A 16,676-nucleotide genomic window follows, 5' to 3' on the forward strand; every position below is an offset into this window, starting at 1 on the left:
GACATCCTCTCTTCCGTTTCCTCACTTGTTGTCCTCATTCACCTTCTATGAGGACAACCTCTCTTCCGTTTCCACTCTTGTTGTCCTCATACAACCTCTATGAGGACATCCTCTCTTCTGTTTCCTCGTTTGTTGTCCTCATACAGCCTCTATGAGGACATCCTCTCTTCCGTTTCCTCACTTGTTGTCCTCATTCACCTTCTATGAGGACAACCTCTCTTCCGTTTCCACTCTTGTTGTCCTCATACAACCTCTATGAGGACATCCTCTCTTCTGTTTCCTCGTTTGTTGTCCTCATACAACCTCTATGAGGACAACCTCTCTTCCGTTTCCACTCTTGTTGTCCTCATTCACCCTCTATGAGGACATCTTCTCTTCCGTTTCCTCGTTTGTTGTCCTCATTCACCCTCTATGAGGACAACCTCTCTTCCGTTTCCTCGCTTGTTGTCCTCATACAACCTCTATGAGGACATCCTCTCTTCTGTTTCCTCGCTTGTTGTCCTCATACAACCTCTATGAGGACAACCCCTCTTACGTTTCCTCGTTTGTTGTCCTCATTCACCCTCTATGAGGACTACCTCTCTTCCGTTTCCTCGCTTGTTGTCCTCATACACCCTCTATGGGGACTACCTCTCTTCCGTTTCCACTCTTGTTGTCCTCATACAACCTCTATGGGGACAGCCTCTCTTCCGTTTCCTCGCTTGTTGTCCTCATTCACCCTCTATGGGGACAGCCTCTCTTCCGTTTCCTCCTTTGTTGTCCTCATTCACCCTCTATGGGGACATCCTCTCTTCCGTTCCCACGCTTGTTGTCCTCATACAACCTCAAACTAAAAAATCCCCACCTATCTGTGAAGGTGGGGCAAGGCATCTATTATTATTTCACCCAACCAAGGATCATCTCGCGGATGAGCTTGCTTGCGGTATTGGCAGTTTGTTCAGATGCATCATAAATTGGAGCAACCTCCACTAGGTCCGCTCCTACGACGTTCACATCTGATCCTGCAATGGCGTGGATGGATGCAAGCAGCTCACGGGATGTGATGCCTCCGCAGTCTACTGTTCCAGTACCAGGGGCATGTGCCGGGTCCAGCACGTCGATGTCGATTGTTACGTATACCGGGCGGCCCGCAAGTGACGGAAGCACTTCTTTTAACGGCTCGAGCACTTCGAACTTAGAAATGTGCATACCGACTTCCTTCGCCCACTGGAATTCCTCTCTCATACCAGAACGGATACCAAATGAATATACATTGGTTGGTCCAATTAAGTTTGCTGCTTTCTTAATTGGTGTCGAGTGAGAAAGTGGCTCCCCTTCGTAGTCGTCACGAAGGTCGGTGTGCGCGTCCATATGGATGATCGCTAGGTCTGGGTATTTTTTGTACATCGCCTTAATAACAGGCCAGGATACAAGATGCTCGCCACCCATTCCGAGTGGGAATTTCCCTTTTTCTAGCAGTCCATCAATATACTCTTCAATCATTTCAATGCTCTTTTGGGGATTTCCAAAAGGCAATGGAATGTCACCAGCATCAAAATATTTTACTTCTTCTAGTTCACGGTCTAAGTATGGGCTGTATTCCTCTAGGCCAATTGATACCTCGCGAATGCGGGACGGGCCAAAGCGGGAGCCTGGACGGTAGCTGACAGTCCAGTCCATTGGCATGCCGTAAATAACGGCCTGACTGTCCTCAAAGCTTGGGTGACTTTTGATAAATACGTTACCTGAGTATGCTTCATCAAAGCGCATAGGTGGTTTCCTCCTTTAGAAAGGGGGCCGCTATGCTGCAAGCCCCCTCTTTTTAAAAAATTATTTTACTAAGTCTGCAACAAATTTAGGCAGCGCGAATGCTGCTTTGTGCAATTCTTTTGTGTAGTATTTTGTATCGATTTCGTGGAAGCGGTCTTCGCTTACTTCTAATGGATCGTGCTTTTTAGAGCCGATTGTAAATGTCCACATACCACTTGGGTAAGTTGGGATGTTTGCAATGTAAAGACGTGTGATCGGGAAGATTTCACGAACATCACGTTGGACATTTGTGATAAGTTCTGGTGTGAACCAAGGGTTGTCCGTTTGCGCAACAAATACGCCGTCTTCTTTTAAAGCTTTAGAGATTCCTGCATAGAAGCCTTTTGTGAATAGGTTAACAGCTGGTCCAACAGGCTCTGTGGAATCAACCATGATTACGTCGTATTCGTTTTGGCTCTCTGCGATATGCATGAAGCCGTCGCCAACCTTCACTTCTACACGCTCGTTTTCAAGCTCTCCTGCAATCTCTGGAAGGTATTTTTTAGAGTACTCAATTACTTTTCCATCGATTTCTACAAGTGTTGCTTTTTTCACGCTAGGGTGCTTTAACACTTCACGGATTACTCCGCCGTCTCCCCCACCAACTACCAGCACGTTTTCTGGATTTGGGTGTGTGAAAAGTGGAACGTGCGCAACCATTTCGTGGTATACGAACTCGTCTTTTTGAGTCGTCATGACCATGCCATCTAAAATTAGCATGTTACCAAATTCCTCTGTTTCTACCATATCAAGCTTTTGAAATTCTGTCTGCTCTGTATGTAAAGTGCGTTTGATTTTCGCTGTGATTCCGAAGTTTTTTGTTTGATATTCTGTGTACCATAATTCCATTGTTGAACATTCCCTTCTCTTGTAAAAGTTTTTTATCAAGGCTACTATCTCTAAAATTGTTGCGATTAACCTAGAAAAAGTTGGTATTAGGACGTTTTCTAGTCATTAATCAATAAAAATTCATCACAAATTTAAATCTCCCACTACGAAAAGTGGAGTAAAGAGATTTTCAATAGACGAAGAGCAACAAATTTACGAAAACAGTTTCTATCTATTTGCGGCCAAAAGCGTAAATGTCTAATCTCCAAAAAAATGCTCGTTTTTTATCGTTCCCTAACGAAAAGAAATGAAACATCAAGAAAAAAGTATAGATGAATCTAGCAAAAATTCAAGAGGAAAATTATTTTTTTTATAAATGTTTAAAAATGGGGAAAGATTTTCATACTAAGAATACAGAAAAGACTCGGATTTTAGGGGGTGGAATGACCGTGGAATTAATTACAAATAATCGGGCGCAGCAGCTATTGAAGCTTGTTCGGGCAGTTATTTTTATTGGAGTTATCCTATCAATCTCTTTCTTTTTGCTCGTTGGCGGTGTGTGGATGTACGCGAAATCCAAAGGCGCTCCTCCCATATCTGTGACACAGTCTTCCATCATTTATAGCAAGGATGGTTCGATTATCGGCGAAGCCCATAGTGGAGAGAAACGGTATTGGGTTGGGTTGGATGAGGTTTCTCCATATCTAGTGGATGCCACCATTGCGGTGGAGGACCGACGTTTTTTTAGCCATCATGGGTTTGATCCAAAGAGAATCGCAGGAGCAATCCTGGCAGATATAAAAGCACGTTCAAAGGTGCAGGGTGCTAGTACCATTACCCAGCAATATGCTCGTAATTTGTTTCTTGTTCATGATAAAACTTGGAAAAGAAAGCTCGAGGAAGCACTCTATACGATTCGGATTGAAGCGAATTATTCGAAGGAAGAAATATTAGAAGGTTATTTAAATACGATTTATTATGGGCATGGCGCATATGGTGTGGAAGCGGCATCCTATTACTATTTTAATAAACCAGCAAAAGAGCTATCGCTTGCTGAGGCGAGTATGCTAGCAGGTATTCCGAAAGGACCAAGCCTGTTTTCTCCTTACTCGGATAAGGAGCGTGCCCTTGCTCGCCAGGAAATCGTGCTGCAATCTATGGTAAGTAACGGCTCCTTGAAAAAGGAGGAAGCAAATGAGGCCTTGTCTCAGCCGCTCGTGTACGGAAATCGTGAGCATCTGCCAACGGAGTATATGGCGCCATATTTCCAGGATGCGGTCAGAGAGGTTGTAAGAAGTTCGCTTGGGCTGCAAAAAGAGCTCGAGATGGGTGGCCTGCACATTTACACCACACTAGACCCACAGCTGCAGGCGATGGCAGAAGAAGAAGTAAAAAATACGATAAGTCCAGAATCTGATATCCAGATTGGGTTTGTAGCAATGGAGCCAAATTCGGGCCGCGTTCTTGCTTTGGTTGGTGGTCGGGATTATGAAGAGAGCCCGTACAACCGTGTCACCCAGGCAGAGCGCCAGCCAGGATCGACCTTTAAGCCAATTTTGTACTATCGTGCGCTCGAGCTTGGGTTAACTCCATCCACTAGCTTTCGGAGTGAGGTAACGACCTTTCAGGTGGATGAAGGGCGCTCCACGTATACACCGCATAACTTTAATCACTATTATTCAAACGATATGATGACCATGATGCAGGCGCTGCCACTGTCTGACAATGTATATGCCGTAAAAACGCATCTTTTACTAGGAGAAAAAGAGCTCACTGAACAAGCGAAAACACTAGGAATCCGGTCGGACATTAAGGCAGTCCCCTCTTTAGCGCTTGGCACCTCTCCTGTTCGCGTGCTAGATATGGCCAATGCCTATAGCATGTTTGCCAATGGCGGAAAAAAAGTAAAGCCGGTATTCATTGAGAAAATTGTTAATTATAAGGGTGAGGTTTTATTTGAACGCGAGGGGAAACCGAAGCAGGTGTTAAATCCTGACGTCACCTTTGTGCTGAATCATATGCTAACAGGCTTGTTTGATCCAGCTCTAAATGGTTACATGGCGGTGACAGGCTATTCCATTCGAGACCAACTTACACGGCCTTATGCAGGGAAATCTGGCTCCACAGAAACGGACAGCTGGATGATTGGCTACACCCCGCAGCTGGTGAGTGCCGTTTGGACAGGCTATGATCGCGATAAATCCATTACCTTGTCTACTGAAAAACACTATGCTAAAGAAATTTGGGCTGGTTTTATGGAGCAAGCACTGGCAAACAAATCGGTTGTCACTTTTGCCCCTACAGACGGGGTGGTTGGCGTTCCAGTTAACCCGCAAACAGGGTTGCTTGCCACAAGTGATTGTCCTGTGTCTAGAATGAGCTATTATGTAAAAGGAACGGAACCAACGGAATATTGTATGGCACATATACCAGATGTGGAGGAAGAAGAAGCCCTCCCTGAGGAGCCTGCACCACCAGAGGCAAAGCCTAAGAAATGGTGGCGGAAAATCGTGCCTTGGCTGTAAACATGTTAAAACCCCCAGAAGAAATTCTCCTGGGGGTTTTAATGTCCTAGTTTTCCATGTGTTCTACACATGTAGGTTAAGTTTACTTTTTTTGTCGAGATAACTCAAGTAGGTTGTGACGAACATTCAAAAAAATGTCACATCTTTATTTTCTAAAATCCCTTGACATATCAGGACGTTTTTAATTGATCCTTCAATTCGTCCGTTGCGCGATCCCACATTCCTTGGTCATGCCCCACTAAATAGTCTTGTAAAATTTGCTTTGAGCGATTGTCCATGTGACTGACCATAATATGGCGCTTCATCGACTTATCCATTTTGTTCACATGCTCTGGAAGAGATTTGTAGCCTCTTCTAATCTCTCGGTCCACTGTCATCTCGCACGCTGTCACGCCTGCATAGTATGGCCCCTCCTGTTTGCGGTCGATGGTCACCCACACAAGCCAAAATGGTTTTCCATTTGGTACATCCTCTTTGTTGGGAAGGAACTTGATTCCTTTTTCCACCGTGCTGCGAGCATGCATCGCTCCGATATCAACGAATGCCTCTCCACCCTCTACGTCAACAAAAACAGGCGAGACGTTATCGAGACTTAATGCACCTATTCCAAAACCACCGTGCCCATCAGTCGGGTCATTTTTAATTATATTAAAGCCAATTGGTTTCTTTTTCTTTTCCTGATCCATTTTACGGTTGCCCCCTTACTTTTCCGATACAGAGCCACGATATTTCGGACTCTCTTGCGCTTTTCCTGTAATTATACAATAATTTATGGGAGATGAAAAACAATAGAAGCATAAAGGAGCGGATGAGGAAATGCCATATGTAACAGTGAAAATGCTAGAGGGACGCAGCGAGGAACAGAAAAAAGCGTTAGTGGAAAAAGTAACAGCGGCCGTGAGTGAAACCACCGGTGCACCGGAGGGAAAAATTGTGGTTTTTATTGAAGAAATGACAAAAGGACACTATGCAGTTGGCGGCAAGCGGTTGAGTGATCAATAATGGTGGGTGGCAGATGGCTCGCGAAGGTTGCTAGCCATCTGCTGCTTGTTTTATCAGCCACTTTTGGGTTTTATCAGCCACTTCGAACACTTTATCAGCCACTTTTTTGATTTATCAGCCACTTTCCACTTTTATCAGTCGCTTCGAACACTTTATCAGCCACCCGACAAAAAGGGACAAATTTCGCGACCTTGCTGCTTTCCTAACTCTCCAACAGCCCTCGTAACCGCTCCTTCTTCTCCTCTAACACCTGAAGATCCAGCGGCTCAAAATTTTCTTCTTTTATACTCCCAACAAAAAACTCCCACATATTCGCAATCTTCCTACGAGCTTCTGACTTACTTCCCTCTGCTGTGAGAATCAAGCATTCCAGAATGGTCAGAATAACGGAAATATCCCTCTCTCCATAAATCCTCAACTGATAAAAGGCTGTGTACAAAATTTCTTCAAAGGTCCGTTGCGGAATGGAAACTCGAGACTCCTCATCCTCGTCACAAAACGTAAGCGCCTTAGAATCCACCATCCCAAATTCCATTAAGAGACGGCTCATATAGCGAATACAGTTGTTGGCGGTGTTTGGGTCGTTAATCCCTGGAGAGATGGCGCGCAAGGCAACCTCCGCCATTTTTTGCAGCGAAAACTCCCCGTCTTGAAGGGGTGTTCGTTCTTCTCCCACTTCAATATATGCCGACAAATCTAAATCCGGCTGTTCTCCTGCAAAATACACCTCTCCTAGCTTACTGTGCTCCGTAACAAAATCCCCAATTCGCTGATGAAAAATAATGATGTAGTCTTGTTCCTTCGCCTGTTTTATTAATCCTTCTACATCCACAACCTGAATATAGCCCGTTGCCTTTGGGTAAATATCTTTTTTCTCTACGAAGGTCGAAGGAGGCGCCATCTCTTTTAGCTTTAATTTCCCTTTTTGATAGAGAATCTTTTTCTTTTTTACAGAGGTGAGTCCTTCCTTCATCAATCGTTCGATTAGCTTGCTGACCTGAATGGAGCGCGCCACATGGTGGATGAAGAAGACAAAGTATCCTACACACACGACCGCAAGAATGACACCTACCCCAGAAGCAAGGACGCGCTGATCATCAAGCCAATCCTTCATAAGGAGTAGCGACAGGACAGAATAGATGAAGGAGCCAACAAACACTCCGAGAACACGGAGCGTTATTTTCTCTGTCATAAAATCCTGTAGAGTGCGTGGAGAAAACTGACTCGAATAGGTAGTAAGAACAACCATGATGGTGGAGAACGATATGGTAGTCATCGTCAGGATTGCGGTTGCTATCGAGCTGAGAATGGTTGTACTTAAGTCCACATTGGTGAAAAGCATTTTCGGGAGCAACTCTTGCACCGATTCCGCGAATACGGTATCTATCAAGATGATAATTGCGGTTAGTATGATGCTTGCAAGCGCATAAAGGCTCGGCACAAACCAGATTTCCTTTCTAGCGCGTAAGGTCCACTTTTCCATTGGCTTGTAATCCCCTCTTTTTTATAGGTAGGTTTCCCTTTTTTGGCAAAAGTTAAGCGTAAGAACAAAATCGCAATGCGCCCGTTTTGCTAGTCGTAAGCGCATGGAGATGGACGCTGCTACCTTTTGTTCCAATTATCCACATACGTACTTTTTATTAGGCATTTCGTAAAGATTGTTGCGTTTAAGGATTAATTTACTTTTTATGGTATTTTATAAAGAAAGGCTTATTCAGCTAACGGTCAGTTTAATTGAATATTTCAAATTATAAGGCTCGAGGCTTACCTAAATATACTGCTATGGTTCATTTCTCTTTGTTTATACGCAAGGTATGCTAGAAAAAAAGAAAGAAGGTCATAGGGAAGTAATGAAGAAAACTAAAAAAAATCGAATCTGGAGAGTTTTAAGAAACATATTATTCTCAATACTAGCTGCATTTGTTATTTGGGTTATTTTCAGTAATATTATGACAGCTTATGATCAAAAAAAATACCAACCAATAGGAGAAGTAGTTGAAGTTGATGGACAAGATATGCACATTTATACAAACGGCGATGGTGAAGAGACGATTGTTTTATTAAGTGGACTTGGAACAGCAGCACCAGCACTGGATTTTGAACCATTAATTAATGAAATGGCAAAAAATAATAAGGTTGTAGTGGTAGAACCGTTTGGATACGGATGGAGCGATATAACTAAAAAAGAACGGACAGTTGAAAACATTGTAGAAGAAATAAGGGTAGCTCTAAAAAAGTCAGATATAAAAGGACCGTATATTTTGATGCCTCATTCAATTTCTGGAATTTACAGTATGTATTTTGCTAATAGATACCCCGAAGAAGTTAAAGGCATCGTAGGAATAGACCCAACGTTACCTCAAGCATTAGAATATTTTGGTGAAGATGCTCCTACAATGCCCAAGTATTTAAGTTATCTGGCACCTACTGGAATTGCAAGATTAGCCTTATATATTACTCCCGATGGTTTTTTACCCATTGCTGATGATGGAACCTATTCAGAAAAAAATTTAAAAATGACCAAGGCACTCTCTGCTTCTAAAGGTTATAACAAGAACGTTGTTGCTGAAGCCAATGAACTAAAAGAAAATATTGAGAAAACCGTTGGTATGAAGTTTCCATCTAATATTCCAACCTTTTTCTTTACAACGAAAGAAGAAAAGGTAACGGAAGATGGAAAGAACAATGTGTCTTTTTACAAGACACAATTAACTGATAGTCCAGCAAGTAAAGTTGTAGTCTTAGAAGGACATCACTATCTTCATTGGACAGGTTATAAAGAAATGACTATAGAAATTAATAAATTCACCAATTCAATCTCTGGTGAGCAATAACAATCTTCCGTTATAGGGGGCTTTAACGGAATTCTTACCCTGCTGACGGAAGCTGAACCAATAAAGATAATTATCCAAATACTTTGTAGCCACTCCTTGGAACCTATCCATCCAGCCTTTTAAACGTTTATGATAGTTCTCTCGATATGGTGGTCAAAATAGCAAGAATCTATGCGAAAAGTGCGTTTTATTATTACCTATTACAAATAAAAAGAGCCCACGAGAATCTACCCATTCCCGCAGGCTCCTATAACGATATTAATGTTTAATACATCCGCGCAGCTGCTCGATATAGCTGTAAGCTTCGTCTACTTCTTCCTCGGTGTAACGCTGCTTGCTTTTTAGGGTGAACACCTTGTCCTTCACTTCGTCCTTTGAAAGACCTTCGAAAAACAATACGGTGGAGACAAGCTCCAGGAAGCGGGAGCTCTGCTCGTTCATGTTGGTCATGCATTCGTTCAGGTTTGGCATTTCCAGGTCGTAGTGCGTTAGGAACTCCTGTCCATTTTCCGTGAGGCTGTAGCGATACTGCGAGTAGCCACCCTTATTTTCCTTCAACTCGCTTAAAAAGCCAAGATTGCAAAGCTCTTCCACTCGCAACGTTACTTCTTCAGAGTACGGTCCATAGAAATGAAAATTGTACTTTTCATAGAATGGATAGTTTAGCTTTTTTGCGATATAGACCATTTTCTGTAGTTTTTTTCTTCCGATGACTTCTCCTGCCGATGCAAACACCTTCATTAATTTTGCGTGATCTGTCAACAAACCCCTTCATCTCCTAACCTAATCCTTTGCCTGTATTCCTAATATCTCTCTAATTTTCTTTTTTGCTGATTTCTTCGTCGTACCATCCTCTAGCAGGTCCATTGGAAAGTATAGCTTGTGGTCGGTTCTTCTTTTCCCAGAAATGGCATCCACAATCTCCGACTCTCTTGATAGCTCTCGTACTTCTCCGTTTGGCATGAGCAGATGAATGGGTAGTCGCTCCTCTTCTTCTCCCGGACGGTAAAAGTCGTATGGCAGGTCAGAGGAGGAATCCACCACTAAATAATAGGCTGGGTCGATTCCTGCCTTTTTAAATAGACTCGTGAGCTCCATTAAATCCATCATTTGCTTATTAGGATTAAATTCGACGTATTTAAACAAATTCCTGTTCATAAATCGTCGACATAAGTCGCTTAATATCGAATCTTCTTCTTCCTGCCACGATTGGAAGTAATACATCACAACGGCCTCATCTAGCTTTATGTAATCCACTAGCGAAATTTCTTCTTTAAAAAGGGAGTAAAAATGTACTGGCTGATATTTAAATGGGTAATTTTCTTCATGCAATTGTTTGGCACGGTGCAATATTTTTGTCAGTATCACCTCGGCACTTCTTGTCACCGGGTGAAAATACACCTGCCAATACATTTGATAGCGACTCATGATGTAATCTTCCACTGCATGCATTCCGCTCGATTTAATTACCACTTGATCCTCACGAGGGCGCATGACACGCAGAATCCGCTCCATATCAAAATGGCCGTAGCTTACGCCGGTAAAATATGCGTCACGCTGCAGGTAGTCCATTCTGTCGGCATCAATCTGGCTTGATATCATACTGACTACTAATTTATTTTTATAGGTTTTTGCAATCACTTCCGCGACGTCTTTAGGAAAATTCCTATGAACTCGCTTTAGCACGGCATTTACTTCTGTATCGCCTAGAATAATTGCCTGTGTAAAATCCTCATGATCGAGGTGAAACACCTTTTCAAAGGAATGGGAAAATGGACCATGGCCTAAATCATGCAGTAAGGCTGCACAAAGGCATAGCAAACGGTCATTTGGATTCCAATCTGGTCTTCCTTCAAACACATCATCAATAATTCGGCGGACGATTTCGTACACACCTAATGAATGATTCAGACGACTATGTTCTGCCCCGTGAAAGGTTAAGTAAGTCGTTCCAAGCTGGCGAATTCGACGCAGTCGTTGAAATTCCATGGTGCCAATTAAGTCCCAAACCACTCTGTCTCGAACGTGCACGTAGCGGTGCACTGGATCCTTAAATACCTTTTCTTCACTCAGTTTTTCCGTAGCATAACTCATTCCATTGACCTCTTTTTTTCGGCTTAAATTCTTTACTTTCTATTATAGTCTTAAAAAATTGACAAGAAAAGGATGGATTTTGAGCTTTTTATGGTCGGGTCTACTGTGTTTGTACCCTATTAGGGAATAAAAAATCACCTTTGTACGAATACAGAGGCGACTATTATGATTACTTTTTAAACTTCGCTGTTGATTTCCGCAAACGTCTCAGCGTCCTGCGGGGCGATGCTGGCTCTGCGCTTGCGCTGTGGTGTCTCCAGTCAATCGTTTCTTTCCCGCGGGAGTTTAAGCTCTTGCTATAATCAACAGCTAAAAACGAAAACACAGCATCTATTTCTTTAACTTTTTCATAATTTTATCAATTAGTTCGTCTTCTGTTGGAGCGGAGATGGGGCGGTTGTTTAGGAATGCAAATGCCTTTTTTCTTCCCGGTCCACAGTAGGATTGACAGCCGACTTCCACGCAAGCCCCTTCGTCCACTTTTTTCAGCTTCGGAATCAAGGTTTTGACGTTGGTTGCGTCGCAGTCATCACAAATGCGAAACTCATTTGCCATGGTTCTACACAGCCCTTTCTATCTTAAAAAGTGGAAGCTACCACTTTTTCCTTCTTAACTAAAAGGTATTTTACAGGGAATCAGTTGACAATGCAAGGTCGTTTTTGTGACGGATAGCGTGCAGCTTGCGACAGATAACAATCTAGTAATTTTTTCTATGAATATGTATAAATATCTTTTTTGCTGTCCAAAATATAGACAGATACAACGTTATATAAAGGGAGTTGGAATAGATGAAGGATCGTCAAGACGCTTGGTCTGAAGAGAATGATTTATTGTTAGCAGAAACCGTGCTCCGTCATGTAAGAGAAGGCAGTACACAGCTGAATGCTTTTGATGAAGTTGGTGATAAACTGAATCGCACGTCTGCTGCATGTGGTTTCCGTTGGAACGCAGTGGTTCGCCACGATTATGAAAAGGCCTTGCAGCTAGCTAAAAAACAACGCAAGCAACGTCAACGTGCACTTGGTCAACCTACGAAAAAGCTGTTGTACACGCCACCTGAAACCATGGTAGATGAGGAACTGCCGCTTGTTTTGGAAAATACAGCAACAGAAATGCCGCAGACTAACAGCCCTCAAACAAGAGTGGAGCGCCGAGCAGCCGCACAAAAGTCCTTTGACAGCTTTGGAATGGGTAAGCGCGAAGATTTATCCCTAGAACAGGTCATTGGTTTCTTACAAACCATGAAACACTCAAACGTCCATACTACTGCTCTACAACATGAAAATGCGAGATTAGTAAAAGAGAACGAGGACCTTGCTCTTCAAAACAAAGAGTTGGAGCAGCGGGTGCATAAGCTTCAGGAAGAGCAAGTTACCGTCCAAGAGGATTACGAAACATTGATGAAGATTATGAATCGCGCACGCAAGCTTGTGTTGTTTGATGAAGAGGAGCATGTCCCATCAAAATTCATGATGGACCGCAACGGTAATTTGGAGAAGCTGGCGGAATAAAGATAGAACCCAAACTCAAGAATCTCACATTCATTGAGTTTGGGTTCTTTTTTGCGGTGGAAACGGTTTGGCACGAACTCGGGGGTTTTTGGCACGAACTTGGCACGTTTTGGCACGAACTCAGGGCATTTCCGCACGAACTCCATCCACTTTGGCACGAACTTTATAAAAAGGATTTTTTGTTACCTTTTTTTGTAAAAAAACGAGATTTCAAGGGACTCTATGTCATTTGGACAAGCATTCATGACCATCCAACCCAAATTACCCCCACAAACCCCATTTTTTTATAAAAAAAACAAATTTTTTTAAATAAACCAAAAAACCAGCGTCTACTCACATTCTTCTCATTTGCCTAGCAACATCAGCATGTTTAATGTTCGATCACTGCGGTGCCAGCGCGACTTCTTTATGTATGGGCCACACCTAATGCTCGACCTTTTTTCTTGCGGCAGTCCCTTTTTTGGGTTGTCTAGCACCTCTGCTTGACCTTTTTTCTTGCGGCAGTCCCTTTTTTGCGTTGTCCAGCACCTCTGCTCGACCTTTTTCTTGCGGCAGTTCCTTTTTTGGGTTGTCCAGCACGTCTGCTCGACCTTTTTTCTTGCGGCAGTCCCTTTTTTGGGGTGTCCGGCACCTCTGCTCGACCTTTTTTCTTGCGGCAATCATTTTTTTGGGTCGTCCAGCACCTCTGCTCGACCTATTTTCTTGCAGCAGTCTCTTTTTTGGTTTGTCCAGCACCTTTGCTCGACCTATTTTCTTGACGCAGTCCCTTTTTTGGGTCGTCCGGCACCTCTGCTTGACCTATTTTCTTGCGGCAGTCCCTTTTTGGGGTCGTCCGGCACCTCTGCTTGACCTTTTTTCTTGACGCAGTCCCTTTTTGGGGTCGTCCAGCACCTCTGCTTGACCTATTTTCTTGCTGCAGCCCCTTTTTTGCGTTGTCCAGCACCTCTGCTCGACCTTTTTTCTTGCCGCAGTCCCTTTTTTGGGTTGTCTAGCACCTCGACCTTTTTTCTTGCTGCAGTCCCTTTTTTTGAGTCGTCCAACTGAAGAAATCGTAATGGAATCGGAGTAAATCGGCATCAACTCTCCCCATTTTGGCACGAAACTAAAAAAACCTATCTTCCCGAATATATTCAGGAGGATAGGTTTAACATTTTTTCATTTCTTTCTAGAACTCTTTGGTAATGATGGGTTAGGAGATCTAATTCTTCTCCCTGCAACCCACTTGCATATAACCTTCCGCCGAATTCTTTGAGTGAGTGTAAAAGACGTATCATCACATCTTGAACCGTTAACTCCTGTTCAAACAACTCACTTAAGGATGCCATTACGGTGGGGTTGATGCTTGGAAATGCGAACTTTGTTTGTTCTTCTTTCAAGCCTACTTTGTAAAATTCCCCGATCACGCTTGCTCTTTCTGATCCACTTTCATTAATACAAAGGTAGATTTGGACTGCAACGCCGCCACGAATACGGCGTTGAGAAATGCCTGCAAACTTTTTGCCTTCAATACTGAGATCGTAGCTTCCAGGACAATATGAGCCGATGATTTCTTTGGCCTCGATTGCATAAGGAAAGTCTCGAAACATATGCTTTGTTAGCTCCCACATTGCATCATATCCACGATTGATATCAATGGATTTTTCCTTCTCTGGAAACACCAACGAAATATTCAATACTCCTTGATCAAGGACAACAGCAAGTCCGCCAGAATTTCGGACAATTACCTTATATCCCTGGCTTTTCAGATAGTCTATCCCATCCTGTAAAAAGGGCAGTCTTGTATCTTGAATCCCAAGAACTATCGTTTGTTGATGCACCCATGTTCTACACACTGCTGGACTATCCCCTTTTCCAACAGAGGTACACAACGTATCATCTGTTGCGAAGGATTGTAGGGCATCAAATTGATTGCCAAAGGAAGATTGATCTATTAGACGCCAACTTGGCTGGTGTAATAATGGCAAAGAAGCTTTTTCTTCAGTATGCTCTGTCATATTTGTAACTCCTCTATTTCCTCTATACGCTCCTATGATTATAATACAATGCCTAGATAAAGGAAAACCAACCTTAAAAAAAGCATGAGCCACCACCCTCGGCAACTCATGCTTCCCTCTTCACTATTTAGTTCAACGCCTGCCCAGCCGTAATTAACGCAAGCTTGTAAACATCCTCCACACTACACCCGCGGGATAAGTCATTTACTGGTTTATTTAGACCTTGTAAAATTGGACCGACCGCTTCAAAGTTTCCTAGACGCTGTGCAATTTTGTAGCCAATGTTTCCTGCCTCTAAGCTTGGGAAAACAAATACATTTGCGTCCCCTTGAATCACAGAACCAGGAGCTTTCTTTTCGGCAACAGATGGAACGAATGCTGCATCAAATTGGAATTCTCCATCTACTACAAGCTCTGGTGCGCGTTCGGACGCGATGCGTGCTGCTTCTACTACACGCTCTGTTTCTGGAGATTTCGCAGAGCCTTTCGTAGAGAAGCTGAGCATGGCTACTTTTGGATCAATACCGAACATTTTCGCAGTTGCCGCACTTTCCACCGCGATTTCTGCCAAGTCGTTGCTATCTGGTGAGATATTGATTGCGCAATCGGCAAACACATATTTTTCATCGTTTCGAACCATGATGAATACACCGGAAGTTTTGCGAACGCCCTCTTTTGTTTTGATAATTTGAAGTGCCGGGCGGACCGTATCTGCTGTAGAATGTGCCGCTCCACTTACAAGGCCTTGTGCACGATTTACATGAACAAGCATCGTACCAAAATAGTTCGGGTTCATTAGAATCTTTCGGGCATCCTCTTCTGTTGCTTTCCCTTTACGGCGTTCTACAAAGGAAGCTACAAGCTCATCAAGGTGCTCATAGGATTTCGGATCGTAAATTTCCACTCCGTCTAAAGTCAATTTCAGCTCAGCGGCAAGTGTGTGGATTTCATCTAAATCTCCAACCACAATTGGCTGAACCATATTTTCCGCTGCCAGGCGGGCAACTGCTGTTAATACGCGCTCATCATTGCCTTCTGGAAATACAATTTTTATATCTTTACCCGCTACGTTATCTTTTAGTGTTTGAAATAAATCGCTCACAAAGGTCACTCCTTCAATCGCATTATTTTGCTTCTACAGTTTAGGATACCCCTTCCATATGGAAAAGCAACCATAAGCGGTCATTGTTATCGCTTACAGCTAAAAGTCTTTATTTTCAAAAGGGTCTGTAAAATTTCTTTCAACAAGCTTTCACAAATAGACGTTTTAATAACAAGAAGTGATGGAAAAACTGTGTTATAGTAAGTAAGGGATACATAGACAATCTTTTCAAGGAGTGATTGTAATGAGTGAAGCAGCTCAAACATTAGATGGCTGGTATAGCCTGCATGATTTTCGCACAGTAGATTGGGCCCTATGGAAGACGCTTTCTAGCGAAGAGCGCCAATCGGCTATTAATGAGTTTTTAGGCCTTGTAGAAAAATGGAACAAGGTGCAATTAGAGAAAAACGGTAGCCACGCGTTATATACGGTTGTTGGTCAAAAAGCAGACTTTATGATGATGCTTCTTCGTCCAACCTTAGAAGAACTTAACGAAATCGAGAACGAATTTAATAAAACGACCTTTGCACAATATTTAATTCCGGTACATTCTTATGTATCGATTGTGGAATTGAGTAACTATTTACCAGAGGGTGAGGATCCATATCAAAATCCTCAAATCCTTGCTCGTCTTTATCCAGAATTGCCAAAAGCAAAGCATGTTTGTTTTTACCCAATGGATAAGCGCCGTAATGGGGAGGACAACTGGTACATGCTGCCGATGGAGGACCGCCGTCGCATGATGCGCAGTCACGGCATGATTGGCCGTCAGTACGCTGGAAAAGTGAAGCAGGTTATCACAGGCTCTGTTGGCTTTGACGATTACGAGTGGGGAGTAACCTTATTCGCAGATGATGCCCTTCAGTTCAAAAAGCTTGTGTATGAAATGCGCTTTGACGAAGTAAGTGCCCGCTTTGGTGAATTCGGTGCCTTCTACGTTGGAAACCTTTTAGAGGAAGATAGAGTATATTCTTTCTTACATGTGTAAGATAAAGTCG

General features: G+C 43.0%; 15 protein-coding genes and 1 pseudogene. 5 read left to right on the plus strand and 11 right to left on the minus strand.

Features of this window, described 5'->3' with window-relative positions; all coding sequences use genetic code 11:
• Positions 1-876 precede the first annotated feature (876 nt).
• On the minus strand, positions 877-1,749 hold the full coding sequence (gene speB / locus FIU87_RS19655) for an agmatinase (RefSeq protein WP_152446148.1): 873 nt from the start codon (positions 1,747-1,749) through the stop codon (positions 877-879).
• A gap of 60 nt (positions 1,750-1,809) precedes the next feature.
• Positions 1,810-2,637: a spermidine synthase gene (gene speE, locus FIU87_RS19660; RefSeq protein WP_152446149.1), complete on the minus strand. Its 828-nt coding sequence runs from the start codon at positions 2,635-2,637 to the stop codon at positions 1,810-1,812.
• Positions 2,638-3,065: 428 nt separating this feature from the next.
• Between speE and FIU87_RS19665 the strand changes: the two genes are divergently transcribed.
• The gene (locus tag FIU87_RS19665) at positions 3,066-5,141 is read left to right on the plus strand and encodes a transglycosylase domain-containing protein (protein WP_152446674.1); all 2,076 of its coding nucleotides are present in this window, start codon (positions 3,066-3,068) and stop codon (positions 5,139-5,141) included.
• A gap of 170 nt (positions 5,142-5,311) precedes the next feature.
• Here FIU87_RS19665 and FIU87_RS19670 read toward each other — a convergent pair whose 3' ends face one another.
• On the minus strand, positions 5,312-5,827 hold the full coding sequence (locus FIU87_RS19670; RefSeq protein ID WP_152446150.1) for a YwhD family protein: 516 nt from the start codon (positions 5,825-5,827) through the stop codon (positions 5,312-5,314).
• A gap of 130 nt (positions 5,828-5,957) precedes the next feature.
• Between FIU87_RS19670 and FIU87_RS19675 the strand changes: the two genes are divergently transcribed.
• Positions 5,958-6,143 carry a 2-hydroxymuconate tautomerase gene (locus FIU87_RS19675; RefSeq protein WP_152446151.1) on the plus strand — a complete coding sequence of 62 codons (186 nt, stop codon included), beginning with the start codon at positions 5,958-5,960 and terminating at the stop codon, positions 6,141-6,143.
• 202 nt (positions 6,144-6,345) lie between these two features.
• On the opposite strand, the gene FIU87_RS19680 is transcribed toward FIU87_RS19675, so the two are convergent.
• Complete coding sequence (locus tag FIU87_RS19680) at positions 6,346-7,626, minus strand: DUF2254 domain-containing protein (protein WP_152446152.1); 1,281 nt, start codon at positions 7,624-7,626, stop codon at positions 6,346-6,348.
• 367 nt (positions 7,627-7,993) lie between these two features.
• On the opposite strand from FIU87_RS19680, the gene FIU87_RS19685 reads away from it, so the two are divergent.
• Positions 7,994-8,977 (plus strand): alpha/beta fold hydrolase, encoded by a 984-nt coding sequence (locus FIU87_RS19685; RefSeq protein ID WP_253905471.1) that lies wholly within the window; start codon positions 7,994-7,996, stop codon positions 8,975-8,977.
• Here FIU87_RS19685 and FIU87_RS19690 read toward each other — a convergent pair.
• The 4 genes and pseudogenes from FIU87_RS19690 to FIU87_RS19705 form a co-directional block, all read right to left on the minus strand.
• Positions 8,957-9,115 (minus strand): annotated as a pseudogene (locus tag FIU87_RS19690) (IS1595 family transposase); the annotation flags it as partial. The gene FIU87_RS19685 and the pseudogene FIU87_RS19690 overlap by 21 nt on opposite strands.
• 120 nt (positions 9,116-9,235) lie before the next feature.
• Positions 9,236-9,742 (minus strand): YwgA family protein, encoded by a 507-nt coding sequence (locus FIU87_RS19695; protein ID WP_152446153.1) that lies wholly within the window; start codon positions 9,740-9,742, stop codon positions 9,236-9,238.
• Between the two features lie 18 nt (positions 9,743-9,760).
• On the minus strand, positions 9,761-11,071 hold the full coding sequence (locus FIU87_RS19700; protein WP_152446154.1) for an HD domain-containing protein: 1,311 nt from the start codon (positions 11,069-11,071) through the stop codon (positions 9,761-9,763).
• 330 nt (positions 11,072-11,401) lie between these two features.
• Positions 11,402-11,626, minus strand: coding sequence for a YuzB family protein (locus FIU87_RS19705; RefSeq protein ID WP_152446155.1), 225 nt, complete (start codon positions 11,624-11,626; stop codon positions 11,402-11,404).
• Between the two features lie 233 nt (positions 11,627-11,859).
• Here FIU87_RS19705 and FIU87_RS19710 point away from each other — a divergent pair, with 233 nt between their 5' ends.
• The gene (locus FIU87_RS19710; protein WP_152446156.1) at positions 11,860-12,582 is read left to right on the plus strand and encodes an RsfA family transcriptional regulator; all 723 of its coding nucleotides are present in this window, start codon (positions 11,860-11,862) and stop codon (positions 12,580-12,582) included.
• 423 nt (positions 12,583-13,005) lie between these two features.
• Here the strand turns inward: FIU87_RS19710 and FIU87_RS19715 are convergent, their stop codons facing one another.
• The 3 genes from FIU87_RS19715 to pta all read right to left on the minus strand — a co-directional run bounded on the left by FIU87_RS19715 (position 13,006) and on the right by pta (position 15,678).
• Positions 13,006-13,245, minus strand: a complete 240-nt coding sequence (locus FIU87_RS19715; RefSeq protein ID WP_216647516.1) for a hypothetical protein — start codon at positions 13,243-13,245, stop codon at positions 13,006-13,008.
• Positions 13,246-13,712: 467 nt separating this feature from the next.
• Entirely contained in the window at positions 13,713-14,576 is an 864-nt protein-coding gene (locus tag FIU87_RS19720) for an octanoyl-[GcvH]:protein N-octanoyltransferase (protein ID WP_152446158.1), read from the minus strand.
• Between the two features lie 127 nt (positions 14,577-14,703).
• Positions 14,704-15,678 (minus strand): phosphate acetyltransferase, encoded by a 975-nt coding sequence (pta, locus tag FIU87_RS19725; RefSeq protein WP_152446159.1) that lies wholly within the window; start codon positions 15,676-15,678, stop codon positions 14,704-14,706.
• A 244-nt stretch (positions 15,679-15,922) separates the two neighbouring features.
• On the opposite strand from pta, the gene hemQ reads away from it, so the two are divergent.
• The gene (hemQ, locus tag FIU87_RS19730) at positions 15,923-16,666 is read left to right on the plus strand and encodes a hydrogen peroxide-dependent heme synthase (protein WP_152446160.1); all 744 of its coding nucleotides are present in this window, start codon (positions 15,923-15,925) and stop codon (positions 16,664-16,666) included.
• Positions 16,667-16,676 lie beyond the last annotated feature (10 nt).

It is taken from the genome of Bacillus sp. THAF10 (assembly GCF_009363695.1).
In the GTDB taxonomy this organism is placed as follows: Bacteria; Bacillota; Bacilli; order Bacillales; family Bacillaceae_I; genus Sutcliffiella_A.

Excerpts from the sequence above, each read along its gene's own strand:
- speB (WP_152446148.1), bottom strand. The coding sequence starts at position 1,749 with ATGCGCTTTGATGAAGCATACTCAGGTAACGTATTTATCAAAAGTCAC.
- speE (WP_152446149.1), bottom strand. The coding sequence starts at position 2,637 with ATGGAATTATGGTACACAGAATATCAAACAAAAAACTTCGGAATCACA.
- FIU87_RS19670 (WP_152446150.1), bottom strand. The coding sequence starts at position 5,827 with ATGGATCAGGAAAAGAAAAAGAAACCAATTGGCTTTAATATAATTAAA.
- FIU87_RS19675 (WP_152446151.1), top strand. The coding sequence starts at position 5,958 with ATGCCATATGTAACAGTGAAAATGCTAGAGGGACGCAGCGAGGAACAG.
- FIU87_RS19680 (WP_152446152.1), bottom strand. The coding sequence starts at position 7,626 with ATGGAAAAGTGGACCTTACGCGCTAGAAAGGAAATCTGGTTTGTGCCG.
- FIU87_RS19685 (WP_253905471.1), top strand. The coding sequence starts at position 7,994 with ATGAAGAAAACTAAAAAAAATCGAATCTGGAGAGTTTTAAGAAACATA.
- FIU87_RS19700 (WP_152446154.1), bottom strand. The coding sequence starts at position 11,071 with ATGAGTTATGCTACGGAAAAACTGAGTGAAGAAAAGGTATTTAAGGAT.
- FIU87_RS19705 (WP_152446155.1), bottom strand. The coding sequence starts at position 11,626 with ATGGCAAATGAGTTTCGCATTTGTGATGACTGCGACGCAACCAACGTC.
- FIU87_RS19710 (WP_152446156.1), top strand. The coding sequence starts at position 11,860 with ATGAAGGATCGTCAAGACGCTTGGTCTGAAGAGAATGATTTATTGTTA.
- FIU87_RS19715 (WP_216647516.1), bottom strand. The coding sequence starts at position 13,245 with ATGATTGCCGCAAGAAAAAAGGTCGAGCAGAGGTGCCGGACACCCCAA.
- FIU87_RS19720 (WP_152446158.1), bottom strand. The coding sequence starts at position 14,576 with ATGACAGAGCATACTGAAGAAAAAGCTTCTTTGCCATTATTACACCAG.
- hemQ (WP_152446160.1), top strand. The coding sequence starts at position 15,923 with ATGAGTGAAGCAGCTCAAACATTAGATGGCTGGTATAGCCTGCATGAT.